The sequence below is a fragment of the Microcoleus sp. Pol7_B2 genome, assembly GCF_036701035.1.
GTDB lineage: Bacteria > Cyanobacteriota > Cyanobacteriia > Cyanobacteriales > Microcoleaceae > Microcoleus.
Window position 1 is genome coordinate 1 of sequence record NZ_JAUBQB010000104.1, and the last position, 16481, is coordinate 16481.

General features: G+C 46.3%; 16 protein-coding genes and 1 riboswitch. Of the genes, 5 read left to right on the forward strand and 11 right to left on the reverse strand.

What is annotated here, in order from left to right:
* Positions 1-100 precede the first annotated feature (100 nt).
* Genes cbiQ through QUA57_RS25785 form a run of 3 tightly spaced genes read right to left on the reverse strand, consistent with a single transcriptional unit; the run spans position 101 to position 1953 of the window.
* Positions 101-901 carry a cobalt ECF transporter T component CbiQ gene (gene cbiQ, locus QUA57_RS25775; protein WP_333064575.1) on the reverse strand — a complete coding sequence of 267 codons (801 nt, stop codon included), beginning with the start codon at positions 899-901 and terminating at the stop codon, positions 101-103.
* Entirely contained in the window at positions 898-1230 is a 333-nt protein-coding gene (locus QUA57_RS25780) for an energy-coupling factor ABC transporter substrate-binding protein (RefSeq protein ID WP_333064574.1), read from the reverse strand. Before QUA57_RS25780 ends, cbiQ begins: the two co-directional genes overlap by 4 nt.
* A 3-nt stretch (positions 1231-1233) precedes the next feature.
* A complete protein-coding gene (locus QUA57_RS25785; protein WP_333064578.1) occupies positions 1234-1953 on the reverse strand; it encodes an energy-coupling factor ABC transporter permease in 720 nt (239 codons plus the stop codon).
* A 61-nt stretch (positions 1954-2014) separates the two neighbouring features.
* Positions 2015-2161, reverse strand: a riboswitch (cobalamin riboswitch).
* 174 nt (positions 2162-2335) lie between these two features.
* Between QUA57_RS25785 and QUA57_RS25790 the strand changes: the two genes are divergently transcribed.
* Both QUA57_RS25790 and QUA57_RS25795 read left to right on the forward strand, forming a co-directional pair.
* Positions 2336-3097: a Uma2 family endonuclease gene (locus QUA57_RS25790; protein ID WP_333064573.1), complete on the forward strand. Its 762-nt coding sequence runs from the start codon at positions 2336-2338 to the stop codon at positions 3095-3097.
* Between the two features lie 242 nt (positions 3098-3339).
* Positions 3340-4920 carry an FAD-dependent oxidoreductase gene (locus QUA57_RS25795; protein ID WP_333064571.1) on the forward strand — a complete coding sequence of 527 codons (1581 nt, stop codon included), beginning with the start codon at positions 3340-3342 and terminating at the stop codon, positions 4918-4920.
* Positions 4921-5337: 417 nt separating this feature from the next.
* Here QUA57_RS25795 and QUA57_RS25800 read toward each other — a convergent pair whose 3' ends face one another.
* From QUA57_RS25800 to QUA57_RS25810, 3 genes are read right to left on the reverse strand one after another with little or no spacing between them, the layout of a single operon-like run.
* Entirely contained in the window at positions 5338-5670 is a 333-nt protein-coding gene (locus tag QUA57_RS25800; RefSeq protein WP_190656091.1) for a DUF2834 domain-containing protein, read from the reverse strand.
* 57 nt (positions 5671-5727) lie between these two features.
* Positions 5728-7860, reverse strand: coding sequence for a pentapeptide repeat-containing protein (locus QUA57_RS25805; protein WP_333064568.1), 2133 nt, complete (start codon positions 7858-7860; stop codon positions 5728-5730).
* A gap of 15 nt (positions 7861-7875) precedes the next feature.
* A complete protein-coding gene (locus QUA57_RS25810; protein WP_333064566.1) occupies positions 7876-8202 on the reverse strand; it encodes a hypothetical protein in 327 nt (108 codons plus the stop codon).
* Between the two features lie 97 nt (positions 8203-8299).
* Between QUA57_RS25810 and QUA57_RS25815 the strand changes: the two genes are divergently transcribed.
* Positions 8300-8749 carry a hypothetical protein gene (locus QUA57_RS25815; RefSeq protein WP_333064565.1) on the forward strand — a complete coding sequence of 150 codons (450 nt, stop codon included), beginning with the start codon at positions 8300-8302 and terminating at the stop codon, positions 8747-8749.
* A 99-nt stretch (positions 8750-8848) separates the two neighbouring features.
* Here QUA57_RS25815 and QUA57_RS25820 read toward each other — a convergent pair whose 3' ends face one another.
* The 4 genes from QUA57_RS25820 to folK form a co-directional block, all read right to left on the reverse strand.
* Positions 8849-9499 carry a Uma2 family endonuclease gene (locus QUA57_RS25820; protein WP_333064564.1) on the reverse strand — a complete coding sequence of 217 codons (651 nt, stop codon included), beginning with the start codon at positions 9497-9499 and terminating at the stop codon, positions 8849-8851.
* Positions 9500-9611: 112 nt separating this feature from the next.
* Positions 9612-11063: an FAD-binding domain-containing protein gene (locus QUA57_RS25825; RefSeq protein ID WP_333064577.1), complete on the reverse strand. Its 1452-nt coding sequence runs from the start codon at positions 11061-11063 to the stop codon at positions 9612-9614.
* A 149-nt stretch (positions 11064-11212) separates the two neighbouring features.
* Complete coding sequence (locus QUA57_RS25830; RefSeq protein ID WP_333064576.1) at positions 11213-11761, reverse strand: NUDIX hydrolase; 549 nt, start codon at positions 11759-11761, stop codon at positions 11213-11215.
* A gap of 181 nt (positions 11762-11942) precedes the next feature.
* Complete coding sequence (folK, locus tag QUA57_RS25835) at positions 11943-12431, reverse strand: 2-amino-4-hydroxy-6-hydroxymethyldihydropteridine diphosphokinase (RefSeq protein ID WP_333064563.1); 489 nt, start codon at positions 12429-12431, stop codon at positions 11943-11945.
* Positions 12432-12720: 289 nt separating this feature from the next.
* Here folK and QUA57_RS25840 point away from each other — a divergent pair, with 289 nt between their 5' ends.
* Together QUA57_RS25840 and QUA57_RS25845 are read left to right on the forward strand one after the other, a co-directional pair.
* A complete protein-coding gene (locus QUA57_RS25840; protein WP_333064562.1) occupies positions 12721-13188 on the forward strand; it encodes a hypothetical protein in 468 nt (155 codons plus the stop codon).
* A gap of 182 nt (positions 13189-13370) precedes the next feature.
* Positions 13371-15719: a PhoX family phosphatase gene (locus QUA57_RS25845; protein ID WP_333064560.1), complete on the forward strand. Its 2349-nt coding sequence runs from the start codon at positions 13371-13373 to the stop codon at positions 15717-15719.
* Positions 15720-16054: 335 nt separating this feature from the next.
* On the opposite strand, the gene QUA57_RS25850 is transcribed toward QUA57_RS25845, so the two are convergent.
* Positions 16055-16183, reverse strand: a complete 129-nt coding sequence (locus QUA57_RS25850) for a hypothetical protein (RefSeq protein WP_333064558.1) — start codon at positions 16181-16183, stop codon at positions 16055-16057.
* Positions 16184-16481: the final 298 nt, after the last annotated feature.

Below are 16481 nucleotides of genomic sequence, written 5' to 3' on the forward strand. Positions count from 1 at the left end.
GCACGCTAACTTACTCTCCATTTTTGGAAACAATACCTAATTTACCAGGGTTTGAGCCTTAACTGAACCGTATTGGGTTATATCAATATTCCTAATAAATTTAGCGTTGAAATACGACACTTAACAAACTTAAAACCGTGCAACCAAACAAAGCTTCAAATGTATATCTTCGCGAAGGTTTGTAAGGGTAAGAATTCCACACGCGCAGTTCTCCATTAAAGCCGCGCGACGCTAAACTCAACGAAACTTGACGGTAGTTTTCCAAAGTTCGCTGAAGCAATTGCCCGATTAAAATGCTTAAACTGTGCATTCCCCGCTTCCAAGTGCGATAGCCACAGCGCGAGTTTTGGGCGATCCAAAGTTCATCGGCGATCGCCAATAAGCTAAAAATAAACCGATACATTAGTAATAGCAGTTCTGTGACTAACTCTGGACAGCGTAATTGTCTGAGAATCTGCAAGACTTCGGTAAATGGCACCGTCAAGAGAATGAAATACATACAGCTTGTCGATGCGAAGGCGCGGGCAAATAGCAAGCTCACTTGGTATATTCCGGTGCGGCTCACATACAGATAAAAAGTGCCCATGCTAATCCCCCAACCTTGCCAAATATCCCACTGAATCGCGGGGATACGATCGCCCGCAACCGCACCCATCGCCAAAGCAGGCACACTTGTCAGCAAAAACATCAACGGTAGCGACAGCAACCGCAAATACAGTTTCCCCGGAATACCCGCATAGACGACGATCCAGACGGCCAACCAAAGGGCGATCGACAATTGGACGATCGCCCCAGAAACGAGAGACAGAATTAAAAGGGCGATCGCAAAGGATAACTTGTGAGATGGCGGCAACCCCCGCAAGCGATTTGTATAAGCCAGACTATCAATCTGATGGTTCATTCCGACGATTTATTATCAGACTGCTGCCGAGATTGCGATCGGCCTTTATACAACCCAATGACGTACCCAACTACGCCAGCCCCCATCGCCGCTTGAGACGCAAACAATAGACTGGCAATTTCTCCGCTAGCCGGCTCAAACAAGTGATTGAACCAAGGCTTATAACCCGGTTGAATTTCGGTAATTGCTTTCTTAGCTTGGTCATCGGAACCGCCATATTCACCCCGCACAAAAATGAGAGGAAACGCTGCCAGAACAATCACAGCACCAGCCAAAAGCCAATTTTGCCGCGAAGTAGATTGGTAATTTTTTGTAGGTTTATGATTCACGGCTTATGACTCCTGTCTCAATAATTTCAAAGTTTCCAACTCCGGCTTCCCGTAAGAATGCAGCCAATTCCAGACCAATAGAGTCAGCAATCCCTCACTGATAGCCAGGGGTACTTGAGTAATAGCAAAGATGCCAGCAAACTTGAGAAACGAAGCTATAAAACCGCCACTTGCTGCGGGGAAAGCTAACGCTAATTGAATCGAAGTCGCCACATAAGTCAGTAAATCTGCCAAAGCTGCCGCACAAAAAATTGCCGCCCGCTGGCTGCCAGTTTGCAACAGCAATTGATAGATAAAATACGCAGCGAAAGGGCCGACAATTGCCATCGAAAACATATTCGCTCCCAGGGTTGTCAACCCACCATGCGCTAACAGTAACGTTTGGAAAAGCAGAACTAAAGCCCCCAGTACACCCATCACCGAAGGGCCGAACAAAATTGCACCCAAACCGGTACCCGTCGGGTGAGAACAACTGCCCGTTACCGAGGGAATTTTTAAAGCAGAAAGCACAAAAGTAAACGCACCCGCCAAAGCAAGCAATAGTTTAAGTTCCGGGTGTTTTTTTGTAATGCGAGTAATCGATCGCAACCCACAGGCAAAAAAAGGCAACGCCACCATCCACCAAAATGCAGCCCATTGCACCGGCAAAAAACCTTCCGAAATGTGCATAGCTGCGGCGGGCGTTGCCGAAGCCAGGACAATATAACAACTCAAGCCAGCCATCAATCCCAAGCTGACCAATTTCCGATTTCTGGTCTTCACGCTGAACCTCGCAGATGAGACTATGTAAACTAACACATCGGCGGGCATCCTGACTCAGAAAGCGACATGACTCTCATTACAGTTGCGGGACAGCGCCGGACTTGCACCGAACTTTCCCCGTTTCCTCTAACGGCTGCTCCCCATTAGAACCGACTGGTTAGACATAGTTTAGTCGATCGTGTAAGTCTCAGCAAATCTTTTACAAAAATTACTTCCGATTAACTAAGTCAAAATTACCTATCATCTTCTCTTCTCTTCCTTCGCTTCTTCGCGGTTCGTTCAATAAATACTATCGCTCAACAAATCAACGGTATAATATTAGTGAGTTTTGAGGAAAGCCGCAATGTTACAGTACAACTTGCCGAGGAACTTGCCCTCCGCCGATGAACTACCAGACTCGGATGAAACGCCTGTGGATAACGAACTCCAAGAGCTAATACCAGGGTTGTTAAAAGCAATATTGCTCATACTTTGGTCAGAACGCATGGACTGGTTTTTTGGCATAGATATGGGTATTTATCATCACCCTGACGAACCGCCCATTGTCCCAGATGCTTTCTTAAGTTTAGGAGTAGAACGATATTACGACGAAGAATTGCGTCCGAGTTACGTGCTGTGGGATGAAAATGTTCTGCCGAGTTTTGTGCTGGAAGTAGTTTCCCCAACTTATCGCAAGGAATACAGCACAAAGTTGGAGGAATATCAAGCTTTAGGTGTACTTTATTACGTCATTTATTCTTCCCGCCGCCGTCGTAAACCTCGTTTAGAAGTACACAAGTTAGTCAATGGAAAGTATGAATTACAGCCAGGAAATCCAGTTTGGATGCCAGAAATTGGTTTGGGGATTGGTTGTGAAAGGGGAAGTTATTCTGGGGTGACAAGGGAGTGGTTGTATTGGTATGATGCCGAGGGAAAACGTTATCTGACTCCTGAAGAACAGGTGAAAGAATCCACGCAGCGCGCCCAACAGGAAGCCCAGCGCGCCCAACAGGAATCGCATCGCGCCCAACAAGAAGCCCAGCGCGCCGATCGACTGGCTGAACGTTCCGATCGACTAGCTCAGCGATTGCGGGAGTTGGGGATAGATCCTGATAATCTGACCTGATGGCAATCAAGAGTACAACACAGAGATACTCTTGAGGCTCAGAAACCGGGTTTTGCAACCGAGATCGATCGTCCTCAACGAAAGATTTTCAGGAAAAAACCCGGTTGCTGCATCCAGGAATGTGTGAATATTTATCGCAACAATCAGGAAATATCGAGCTAGATTTGGAAAAAACAGAGAGTTTGACGGGAAACATTGAGATGCAGCTCGAAAAAATGAAAATCAGCAGAGGTTATTAAATAATGGTCATGGATCTGCGTTCTTACGATATCATCTGTTTTGGTGATGAAGTTCCAGGAGTTCTAGCTGTTATCTCTGCCTCCAGAGAATATCTTCGCCGAACAAAGCGTTATCCGCGAATTCTACTGATGTCGAAAGCAAGCCTGCAAGAAGGAATTGGCGGGCATTTGGTAAGAGGCGGTCTTGCTTATTTAGATAGAAGTCAGATTAGTGAACAACTTCAACAATCTTTAAAGTTAGATACCTTTGGTTCACCGGCGACAATCTATAAAGAGTTCCTGCAAAAATCCGGTGTTAAGGCAATTGCACTTGACCCCCGCAAAGCCAGTGCAGCGCTGAAAGAAATGCTAGTACAAGCTGGGGCAGATCTCCTCAGCAAAGTAGAAATTAAATCAGTCAGTAAAGTAGGTCAAAAAATTGCCAGTATAACCACCTCTCAAGGCGTAGTTTATGCCGGCAAGCAATTTATTGATGCCACTGTCAATGCCGAATTAGCTCAAGCTGCGGGTGTGAGAAAGCTGAAGGGATTTGAAACATTGGGTCTGCCTAACTCAGAACTTCCAGTCACCCTCGTTTTTGAAACCCAAGGACTCAGTGCAAGAGCACTGAAAGAATTCGATTATACTTATCTAAAACGCTTTACCAACCTTGCCGATGCAGAGAGTCAAAAATTTTTGCTGTACGCTGCCGACAAGGATGCCAAACTAGCCGAAGAACTCCGGCTGGAAATGAAAGACACTAAAGGCAATCTCAAAACTCTGTGGGCGGGCAACGATTACATCGATGTTCGCTCGCCGGCTCTGTCTGTAGCTTACCACTCCTTTAGAGGAATAAAACTATCTTTTTCTGAAAGTGGCATAATTTTAGATGAGGGAAATATAGCCATACTTCCAAATGACAGACTTTCGTGGAATGCGCTTTTATTTGCAGTCACCGCCAGCGAAGCGGAAGCCTTAGCCAGAAGCGGGAGTAAACCCACGGCTAATATGCAAAGAGAGATGTTATTTATTACAACTTGGCTGAGAAGTTTGGGGGCTACTTCTGTTACTTATGCCTCAGAACTATATATCAGACACGCCGGCAATGTGACGGGAGTTGTAGAACCTTTAACTGGCGCACAAATGCTGTCAGGTGGCGTACCTGCTAATGAAGCCCTGGCAACATTTAGCTATCATTTTGATGTACGGGGAGGCATCCGGGGTATTCGCGATAAAGCCAATGGTCTAGGATGGTTTAAAAGTCTGAGTTTTAAACACCCTATCTTTAATATTGGCATCCGCCACGCATTAATTAAAAACGTTCCTAACCTGGCAGTGGTCAGTCCCTGTTCTGGATTTGAAGGGTTTGCTTGTTCTGTCGGCAGAATTGTGGAATTCAACGCTGCAGTTGGTCAAGGTGTGGGTATCGCTGCGGTTAATGCCATTCTAAATAACAAAAATCTAGCCGATGTATCTAACCGAGAAGTGAGACAAGTTCTCGCTGAAACAGGTCAGTTACCTAAAATTTTTGGAACTCCAAATAATGGTGAGGCAATGCTATTGGCGCAATTCGAGACTCTTGCCAGTTCGGATGCTATTGCGTAATATAAATTCCGGTTGCAGTCCTCCGGAATTGTTGACAGTTGACAGTTGACTGTTGACTGTTGACTAAAATTATGATTTCGGGACAAGGGACTGTTTGAACCTTTGAAAAATACCGATACAACCGGAAACGATATAATAGCAATTTCAATAAACAATGCAGTAGTAAATTGGGCAGGTGGAACCAAAACCAAGCCAAAAATTTTTAGCAAAAAATGAGTGAAATTGCTATTAGTATTATCCTACCTCAAACGACAAAAATCACTTTGGTTTGTAGTGAGGAATTTAATCCTCATAAAATTCTGAGCACTTCCGCCGTCACTACAAACCTATAACGGTGATTTTACCGGAAATTATATAATACCTCGATCGCTTGCACCGAATTATTGTGCTGCGCGCCACTAATCGGTGACCAACTTTTCAACTTGAGACTTCGCTTGATTTTTCCAGCTTGGTTTCCCGCACAAACAAGAAAAGCGGGAAAGCACATGAAAACGAAACAAGCACACCCAGAAGTATGTACAGCCCTACAAAACTTATATCCAATCGTTTTGACTCAGCGTACATCCAAGTGCTTCCTGCTACAGTTGCGATAAACAAATCTAAACTTACCGATTTTGCAGCAAGATTAGCCGAACTCTCGTTTACAAAGTCGAGCAAGCCAGCATTGCTAAAAAACTGCAAGTTATAGTACCAAGGCAGCACAAGTCCCAGAATTGCTAGGATGAGATAAATGATTCGCTTAACGCTCATAATTATCCTACCTGTTCTTTGATCGAGTGTATTAGCCTACTCGTTAACAACCAATCCTTACTTCTTCTGCGGGCACTTCGGATGAATCCCCCCCTGCAAACAAATGTAAGCAATTTGACTTTTATCTAAATTCTTAGCCTCCGCAAAATCAACTCCTAGGAATCGACCGGATTTACTACCAGTCGGATTTTGAATAAATTGATCCGGAGCTGTTTTCCCCAGAAACACAGCGCCTTTAAAATCCGCTCGCGCTAAATTAGCGCCCCTAAAATCAACCGAACTCACCTCCGCATTCCGAAAAATCGCATCTTGCAACCGAGCATCTTTGAAATTCACGTTGGTGAGTTTAGTCGAAGTCAAATCGGCATTTTGTAAGTTAGCGCCGCTCAAATCAGCACCGGACAAATCAGCACCTTGCCATTGCGATTTAGACAAATTTGTCAAGGACAACTGAGCGCCTTGAGCCTTCACTTTGCCCAAACGCGCACCCGACAAATCCGCTCGCGACAAATTTGCGCTTCCTATATCTGCCCCAGTAAAACTTGCATTTTTTAACAGTGCTTCCTGTAAATTTGCTCCAATTAAAATAGCACTGCTAAAGTTAGCTGAATTCAAGTTGCCGTTTGACAAATTAGCTTTGTTCATGACAGCGCGCACAAAAGTAGTCCGGTTCATTACAGCACTGTTCAAAGACGCCCCGACCAAATTTACTCCTTCCAAATTAGCGCCGCTCAAGTCAGAAATCCAATCGTCAAATGTACCCGGACGCCTGTCTTCGCCGGTGCCGTAAAAGCGAGCTCCCTGCAAGCTGGCATTGGTTAAATTGGCATTTCTCAACTTAATTCCCGACAAGTCAACTTTGTTTAAAACTAAAGTAAACTGAGACGGGCCGGCAGGACTTTGAGCTAAATCTGTGCGGCTGAGATCGACACCGTTGAGCTGGCTGCTATACACTGTGAGAATTTTGCCGATCGCCCTTTGTACTGTTCGCAGGCGGGCGGCCGCTAACTCGCGTTCCGGGGCCTTGCCGCCAAAGCGCAGGGTATCGAGGTCGTTGCTGAGGGCCTGATTCAACCGCTGCAACTCAGGCAAAGCTTTCGGCCCGCTACTGACTAAAGCTTGCTGGATCGCGTCCAACATGGCGCGGTTGTCTTCTTGAGCTAGCAAATCCGCTAGCAGGGGTACGGCGCGGGAGTCATCCACGGCCCCCAAAGCCAAAATGGCCGATCGCCTGCCCGATGCCCCGCTAGCCGATGTGGGAGACAATTTGCTAACTAAAGCGACAAATAATTCGTCGTTCCGCTGCCGGGAATCCCGCAGATTTGCTTGACTTTGAGTGTAGATGAGAGTGCCGACAAACAAAGTTAAAATCAATCCCGCGCTGCCGACGGTAACTATCACCAAAGTTGTGCCTGGGTGTTGGCGCATCCAATTCCACAAACTGGCATTTGCTTTCAGGCTGCTTTGTGGAGTCACAACCAAAGCCGCAATCTGCGCGTCTTCCTCAGTCCAATCTTGAGTCGGGACAGGATCGGCAGACAGTTGATTCGATCGAGCATTGACGACCAAAGTATTCGCGAGGCGATCGTGTCCAGATTGCCGTTTGTAGCGCCATGCAAAAGCCCCGTCTGCGAGCACTGCCAAGCCGCTCAACCCCCCTAAAATCAGCAAATCAGGAAACGCACCGCTCAAGCGCCAAATGCCGTAAGCGACGCCCAGAGGCACTCCCCAGCGCCCCAAACTTTCGCGAATTAGCACTTGCCCAAAACCCGGAGGAGTACCCGACGCTGTGACAACTTTGACCCCGAACCAGCGTTTGGGGATAGTTTGACCTGTTCTGGCAAGCAAAAACAGTTGCCACCCCGCTAAAACTGCCGGTGCCAGCAGCGCCCCTGACCAGAATAGATTAGTTAGGTGTGCGACTCTGGGGTTGCGATCGCGCATCGGTATGCCCAAAGTACGGGCGACGGTTTCGGATGCTGCTGCTATGTAGGGATTGAGTGGCGCGGTTTGATCTTCATGGTTGACCAATGCCCCGATACTGAAGGGAACGAGGGCGCTGGCCGCAATTAACGAAATTTCCACTGCCCAAGCGCCGCACCTGCGAACCAGCAGTGGCATTTGCTTGGATTGTGTTTGCCAAGACGGATCGGGTTGATTGATGCCGCTGGGCGCGGTGGGGTTAGCCATATTTAGAAATTCCTATTATTTGTCGTTAGTATTTGAGGACTGGGGGGAAATTGCCAATTTATACGCTATGTAGATTAGCACTCCGAGAACGGCAAGAGTCATCAGCGCTGAAATTAGCTGTACGACGCTATTGAAGACTGTCAGGACAATTATCGCTCCGACGCCAAAGGCTGCCACCTGCCCGGGTTTGGGGAGTCTTTGAAACTTGTCCAATAATTGATTGTAGAAGGTTCCGACGGCTTGATAGCTGTCTGAATTTTGTGTGATGAGCGGCGATCGTTCTACTTTAGCTTTTAGTTCTCCGAACGCTTGCTGCCAATTGAAGTTATTTTGAGGATTCATAAAAAAATTCCGAAGTTATTTTAGATTAATGTGTTTGGAACAGCCGTTATCCCCTACCGTCAAAGAACTAGAACCAAATGTCATTGTGTGAGGAAACATGAAGATCAATTATCCGGGCGATCGCGGCAAACTGTGGTTTAGCCCGATCGTGACCGTAGCCTTGGCAATGATTTTAGCGGATGCCGGTGCCCTTCGGAGCCAACCGCTACAAATTGCTCCGGGATTTCCCGAACCGCTGGGAGTTTCTGGAGTTTCCGGCGGCCCGAACAATAGCGGGGACTGCGGTTTTGTCTCCCAAGGACCGAACCACGTCATCGAAGTAACGCAGGATTTGCCTTACTGGCGGATTGCAGTACAAACCGCTGGAGCTCCAAGTTTAATGATTCAAGGGCCGAGGGGGCGTTTCTGCGTGCTGCCGGCGAATGCTGCTGCGGGGAATGTAGAATTTTCCGGTTATGGGGACAAGGGGACTTATGTTATTTTTGTGGGCGATCGATCTCAAGGTCAACACCCTTACTCTCTCTCTATTTCCCAAAAGCGAAATTAAAAATACAACGGAATTAGGAGGCTGGCTGTTAGAAAATGGCTTTTTTGCGATCGTAAATAAGCCGGAGTTCTGACAGCAAGTGCGTTAACTAGGGATTTCCTATCCATTTTGTATTTGGTTTTTAACCCACTGGCGAAACAATCTGAGAGTTTGACTCGTCCCCACTGTTTGGCTTTGTTCGCAATATTGAGAAATAGCTTCAATAATTGGCCAATTGGGAAAAATAGGACTAATTTCCGATTCAACATATTTCCCTTCTTGAAGCACATTAATCAGAAGCTTCTTATTTTCATAGCGCCATATTTCAGGTACTCCCAAAGCTTCGTAAGCGTCCAGTTGAGTCTTGGAAGTTAAATCGACTTCAATTGCTAAGTCAGGCGGCGGATCGACAGTTAAGTCGATCCGCTTTTTGCCAATCATTAAAGCGTAATTCTGAATGTAAAAACATTCATCAGGTTCAATTCCTTGTAACATACCTTTTCGCTTGAAAGTAGTCGAACCAAATGGTTCAAATTCGATTTCTAGTTCCTCAAACAAAATTTTCACCAAATAGCCAATAATGATTTTAGCTTTCTCGTGTTCTGGTAGTGGCATCCTAATCTCTAAAGTTCCTTGACTGTAAGCTATTCTAGAGGCACGGTGTTCTCCCAACTCTTCTAAAATTGCTTCAAATTCCTGCCAGTTGACATCATGGAACAGCACTCTATGTCCTGGGGGTACACTGATTTGTCTTAATTGCACAGTTACCATTTCAACCTCCGATTTATTTAAGTTTATTATAACTGATACAATCTTTTAATTTGAGTGGGTACACGGCGCCTCAACTTAATTTACTGGTAACTGGCGCCAAAAATCGAGAAGTCTAATCTGCGTTTTTTTGCTGGTTATAAAGTTCCTTAAACTTGCGCTGCTGCTGGTTGTGATCTACGATCGGAGAGGGATAATGAAGAAGTCGGCGTTCTAAAGGTGAAAGATTTCCTGTTAGCAAAACTTTAGTATCAACGCGGCGCAATTCTGGAACCCAGTGCCGAATATATTCGCCCTCCGGGTCAAATTTTTGAGCTTGAGTCGCAGGATTGAATATTCGCAAAGGTTTCGGGTCCATGCCGCTCGATGCACTCCACTGCCAGCCGCCATTATTAGCAGAAAGGTCGGCATCTATCAATTTTTGCATGAAGTATTTTTCACCCCACTGCCAGTTAATAATTAAATCTTTGGTAAGGAAACTGGCGACTATCATGCGGCAGCGATTGTGCATCCAACCTGTCTGATTTAACTGCCGCATTGCTGCATCAATAATAGGATAGCCAGTTTTGCCTTTACACCAAGCTTGAAAGAGCTTTTCATCGTTATCCCACGGAAAGTCTTTGAATGCTGGACGGTAGGGGCCGTCTGCTAATTCTGGGAAGTTATACATGGCGTGTTGGTAAAATTCCCGCCACGCTATTTCCTGTTGCCAAGTACGGATGCTTGTACACGCTTCTTCGCTGCGGCAAGTGTCCATTACTATCTGGGTAGCTTGCCAAACAGTGCGGATGCCAATTGCACCAAATTTGAGGGCTGCGCTGAGTTGGGATGTGCCGTTAGTTGCGGGAAAATTGCGCTGTTCTTGATATTGGTAAATTGCCCGATCGCAAAATTCTTCTAATTTTTGTTGCGCTGCGTCTTCTCCGGGTTCTATTACTAATGGATTTTCCCAAATAAATCCCAAACTAGAGGCAGTTGGCACTGTTTCCATTGCACCTGCTTGGTTCGCGATTGCTTGTTCTTCGGCAGTTAATCCGGTCATTGATTCCAGATAAGTTATCGGCAGTGTCTCTACGGGTTGGGCTTTGGGTTTACTATTCCATTTTTTCCAAAATGGTGTATAAACTGTGTAGGGAGTCCCTGTACCACTGCGAATTTCATCTGGGGCGTGCAGGACTTGATCCCAGAAATTTTGAACTTGAATTCCTGCTTGTTGGAGGGCGTTTGATACTGACTGATCGCGCTGTTTTGCGTAGGGTTCAACATCCCAGTTCCAAAATACTGCTTGAGCATTTATAGCTGTTGCTAATCTCGGTATTCCTAGACTCGGGTCATCTTGAATTATCAGCAATTGGCTGCCTGCATCCCTGTAACGCGAGGAGAGTTTTTGCAAGCAGCCGATCATGTATGTGACTCTAGCTGGCGCTACGTCATCCCGATTTAGGATATTGCGATCGAGACAAAAAATTCCGACTACTTTCGGGCTTTGCTGGCGCGCTGCTGCCAGTCCGATGTTGTCAGAAATACGCAAGTCGCGGCGGTGCCAAAATAAAATTAGATTGGATATATCGGACATTTTTTTGATTAAATTTTAACTTCATACATTTCGCCGTAGGGTGCGTATCGGCGACCTTACTACGATATATTAAGTAGGGTGCGAAGAGCGCACCTTACCGCTATTTCAACGAGCTTTTATCTGTCACTCACATATCGGATTTACATCAAAAAGGGACGTGCCAAGAAAAAGCTAGAAATAGATTTTGCATCAATGGGTTCCCCAGCTAAGATAGCTTTATCTAATTCTTCCGGGGTGAATAAAACTGTCTCCATGTCTTCGTCATCGTCTTGTGCTGGTGGCTTGTCCAGTTTTTCCAAATCTTGGGCTAAGAAAGCATAAATGATTTCGTCGGAATAACCGGGGGCGAGAAAAAATTGCCCTAATTTCTGCCATTTTCCGGCGCGATATCCGGTTTCTTCTTCGATTTCGCGTTTGATAGTTTCGGCGGGATTTTCATTGATTTCTACCGTACCAGCGGGAAATTCTAAAATTCGCCCTTTTGTGGCAAAGCGATATTGGCGTACCAAGACGAGTTTACCTTCGGGTGTGACGGGAACTGCAAGTGCTCCGCCCGGGTGGCGAATACATTCCCACTCGCCTTCGGAACCGTTGGGAAGACGGAGGGTGGCTACGTCAAAGTTGAATTTGCGCCCTTGGTAAAATAGGCGTTGTTTGAGGAGTTGGGGTAGTTCTTGACCGATCGACATAAGCGACAAGCGAATAATGTTTGAGTGCACCGATTTAAGACATCATAGGCGATCTCATACGGTTTTAGATTTTAGATTTTAGATTTTACATTGGGAATGACTGATAACTCTCACATTTTGGAGCTTACCTACGGTTGCATTTTTTGTGAAACTGCTACGATCCGTGAATTGTACTCAATTTTTACAGTTGCAATTTTTGCACTCCGGAACAGTCTGCGGTTTGCAGCAGTTGGGCGATCGCACTTTTCGTCACCGGATGCACCCAATCCGGAGCAATTTCTGCTAAAGGTACTAATACAAAAGCTCTTTCGCTCATCCGGGGATGAGGTAGAGTCAGTGTCGGAGTTTCTCGGATTAAATTGTCGTACAGCAGCAAATCTAGGTCGAGGGTTCTTGGCCCCCATTTTTCTCTGCGAATTCGATTAAATTTTATTTCAATTTTTAATAAAGTTGCTAGCAATTGTTCGGGTTCTAGTGCCACTTCGAGGATGGCACAGGCGTTGATGTAATCGGGTTGCGGCGGCCCTACGGGGGCGGTTTGATACCAGCTTGAATGAGATTTTACGGCTATTCCTGGGGTGTTGTTGAGGGTTACGATCGCGCTTTTGAGTGTGGCGAGGGAGTCGCCTAAGTTGCTACCAAGGGCGATCGCACATTTTGTTGATTTCATAAAGAAGAAGGTTCGGCAACGGATTGTGTAACGGATGTAACGGATGTCAGGAAGAAGGAAGAGGGAAGAAGAGTAACGCGGGGGCGGGTTGATCGATCTCCTTTACTACCGACAAATATTTCGAGTAAAACCCGCCCCTAAAAGCCTAATTTTTGGTGGTAAATTGATCCTACAGGACACTTTTTTAGGAAAATATGGTGACACAAAACTTTATTTTAATCAAATATTAACATCTTGTTAATTTTTATTAATTATCATTGACAAGTGTTAGTATTTAGTTTCAAAAATAATGAATTTGTACCTACGCTTATTGTCGGCTATCATTCTAGCAATTATCAGTTTAGCAGCAAGTATATCAATAGGTTTGGCTGAAACAAAAGAGCGCTACATTACCCTAGATTCGGACGGCAGTCAATCTTTTGCGAGTTTAGTGCAGCAGGCGGAAGATTTAGCGAAAGAGTCGATCGCCCGCGAGTTTCAAGAAAATTCGGCATTAACAGAAGTTACAATCATCATTACAGCCGATCGCAGCCGGCAAAGAGTTCCGGTTTTGCGATCGAGAGTATCCCGCCGCGACTGGCAGAAAGATGCGAGAATTGAACAGTGGACTAGATATTTTGCCGATGCTCAATTGCTGCTGGGATTCAGAAACGGCAATATTTCGCCCGCCAATTCTGGGTATTCGCAAGTGATTAATGTACCTGCGCCTAGTCGATTGACATCCAGAGAAAATGATCCGGGTTTTCGAGATGATTGAAATCGGGCATGGGGCATTGGGGATCGGGCATTGGTAACAAATAACAAACAACCAATAACCAATTATTAACCCAAATATAATTCCACTTTTATTAACCTTCAGGTTAACTTCCCTTAATTGAACAGTGATAAAGTTTCATACGGAATCATCAGATTAGGGAAGTTGGGTTGAATAATGAATTTATGTCTAAAATAACTCGCCGACAACTGCTAATTTTCTTCGGCAGCAGTGCGGCTACCACTGTGCTTGCCCCTCAACTAACTAAAACACTATTCGGCATCAATTCCACCTCGGCCGAAGCTGTAGTTCCGCTATCTTTCACTGCGTTAAGACTTCCCCACCCGCTGCCGATTTATCGAGAACTGCCCAGCTTTATGCCGACGGGCTTAAACGGACAGGGAACCGTGATGGCTGCCTCACAGGATACTAAATTAACGAGTTACAGCATTGTTGACGATGTGGTTGTGCCGCCGGAATACGAACGGTATGTGATTCTCCGCTGGGGCGATCGAGTTTTTCCCAATCCGGCAGACTATTTCGGCTACAACAACGACTACACCGCCTTCCTACCCCTTGGTGGCAGCAGTGACGACGGCTATCTCTGGGTGAACCACGAGTATGTAGGTTTCCCGATGTCGAAAGTGACGCCGGAAGTGCCGTCTGATCTGGCACCATTTCCAACAACCGATCGCGCCGTCCTCGGTATAGACTTATCGGTAAAAAATCAGGCTACCCTCGGCGAATTTCTGTACAATCTCGGTGGTTCGATCGTCCGCATCACCAAACAAGCCAACGGACGCTTTGGGGCGATCGCCCGGGATCCACTCAACCGACGCATTCACGGACTTTCCGGCCTCGGCATCAACAGCCAGCGTGCCGACAAATACAAAGATGTCACCTCCTGGGGAACCAGACAAGGGGATAACGAGTACCTCACAGGCACGGGCCCTGCAGCCACCCAAGTCTTCGCGCAAGTCAACACCGACGGACTCGGCAACCGCATCATCGGCACAGCTTACAACTGTTCCGGTGGCACAACTCCTTGGGGCACAATCCTCTCCGCCGAAGAAAACTTCCAAGGTAGCGAACTATTCTTCGTGGGAGTTCAGGAAAACGTCAAACCTAACGGCGGTCAAACCGGCTACGCCAAGGGCACTACGGGCGAGGAATTCGGCTTAGTCGGCGAAAAATACGGCTGGATGGTAGAAGTCGATCCCCAAGATCCGAGTTTCCGCCCCCGGAAGCACACATGGTTGGGCCGTTTCCGCCACGAAAATGTCGGGATGCGCGCTGAAGCAGGCCGCAAGTTAATAGGGTACATGGGGGACGATCGGCGCGGCGGACACACCTGGAAATTTGTCAGCAACGGTACTGTCACCAATCCCGCAGATAAAAACAACAGCCGATTGTTTGAAGATGGGGTTTTGTACGTTGCCCAATATAACCGCAACGGTACTGGAAGATGGCTGCCACTGACATTAAATACCCCGACAAATCCGCTGCGTCCTTCTAAAATTGGCGAGGCAGAATTAGCAAGTTTTGGCAAAGCTCAAAGAGATGCAAATACTCGCTTGCCCAAACGCGCTGGAATTGCTGCTCAAACCGAAGACGGCGGTTCTTTTGTAGTAGATACAACCAATGAAGCAACAGCACTTCCGGGCTACCAAAATAAAACTCTGGCTAACTTTTACAGCAGCCAAGGTGCGGTTTTAGTTGATGCTTTCTTAGCTGCTAATTTGATTGGTGGCACTCCGACGGCGCGACCGGAAGATTTGGAAGTTAATCCTACTACTAAGGAAGTTTTTATTGCTTATACTGACGCCGCACCCGGAAGCGACGGCTATCCAGATTCTCGCATTTTTACTGTTGCTAAATACGGTAGCGCAGTCAACAGCACCCAACAGTCGGGAGGACTGTATAAGATAATTGAAGACAGTCCCGACGGTGCAGGTTTGACGTTCCGCTGGCAGCGTTTGGCTCAAGGTGGAGAAGCAGGTGCGGTAGCTGGGGCGGGATTTGCTAGTGTAGACAATTTGGCTTTTGACACTCAAGGCAATGTTTGGGGCGTGACTGATATGTCTACGAGCACGCACAACGGTTTTGATGTGGGTGCGAGTGGAAAGCCAACGACGATCGACCATAAAAAGACGGGAAATGTGTCAGATTTTACTGGAGTTTTCGGCAACAATTGGCTCTTTTATATTCCGACTTCCGGCCCTAATGCAGGAACAGTAATTCCGTTTGCTTACGGGCCGAATCGGTGCGAAATGACAGGGCCGACTTTTGTGGGGGATACGCTATTGTTTTCGGTGCAGCATCCGGGGGAAGATTGCCCGATCGATGATGGCACTGTACTGAGTCGGCAAATTGAAATGTTGGATTTGAACGGTGCTGTTTTCAATCAGACTCGTAGTGTTGCTCGCGGCAGTTTGTGGCCGAGTAATATTGAGAATGATCGGCGCCGATCGCCGATGCCGTCGGTGGTTGGGATTCGCCGCGTGCGATCGACTCCAACGGGTCAGTTTGTTTAAATTTTACATTTTGCACCATTCTCAAGAACAGGCAAGATGCCTGTTCCACAAAGAGTAAATTTTCTTGTGGAACAGGCATCTTGCCTGTTCTTAAAAAGCTTATTGAGAATGGTGCAACATCTAAGTTTAAATTTGACTGACCCATCGGGGCCCAGAAACCGGGTTTTTACGAATCTGGAGTAAGATTAAATGAACCGCCAAGGCGCTAAGGACGCGAAGAAAGAGAAAGAAGAAGATACTGTTCTTTATTCGCGCTCTAGCGTCTTCGCGGTTCGTTCAAATAATTAAAAAAATCCCGAGGATAATTAATATCCAATCCCTTAATAGCGGAATTTTTAAGAAAATTTTACTTGACGATATAAATCGGCGATCGCAATTTCTAGATTCACCGATTCAAGTTGCAAGGAATCGCCCAAACCATACTGGGAGAGAACCCATTGCCCTTGTCTATCGCGCCGAAACATCCGGAAGTGCTGTAATTCATTATCTCAAGTTCTTGGATGTCCCTGTTCCCACCTGATTCATACCTGAATTCAGCAACATCGATATGTGGTATTCGGAACATTATTCTATTATAAGTCTTGTCTGAGCTTCACAGATTTTAAGTAGGATTCCGCTACGTCTAAAAACGGTTTTATCTAAGATGGTAAGTATTGCCAACCCTAATTTTTGCAACTAATTTTTGTTAGTTAGGGCTTGCTGAATAATCGATCGCCAACCAAGAGCAGGAGCGATCGATATATTCAAGCAGAGTTAAATATA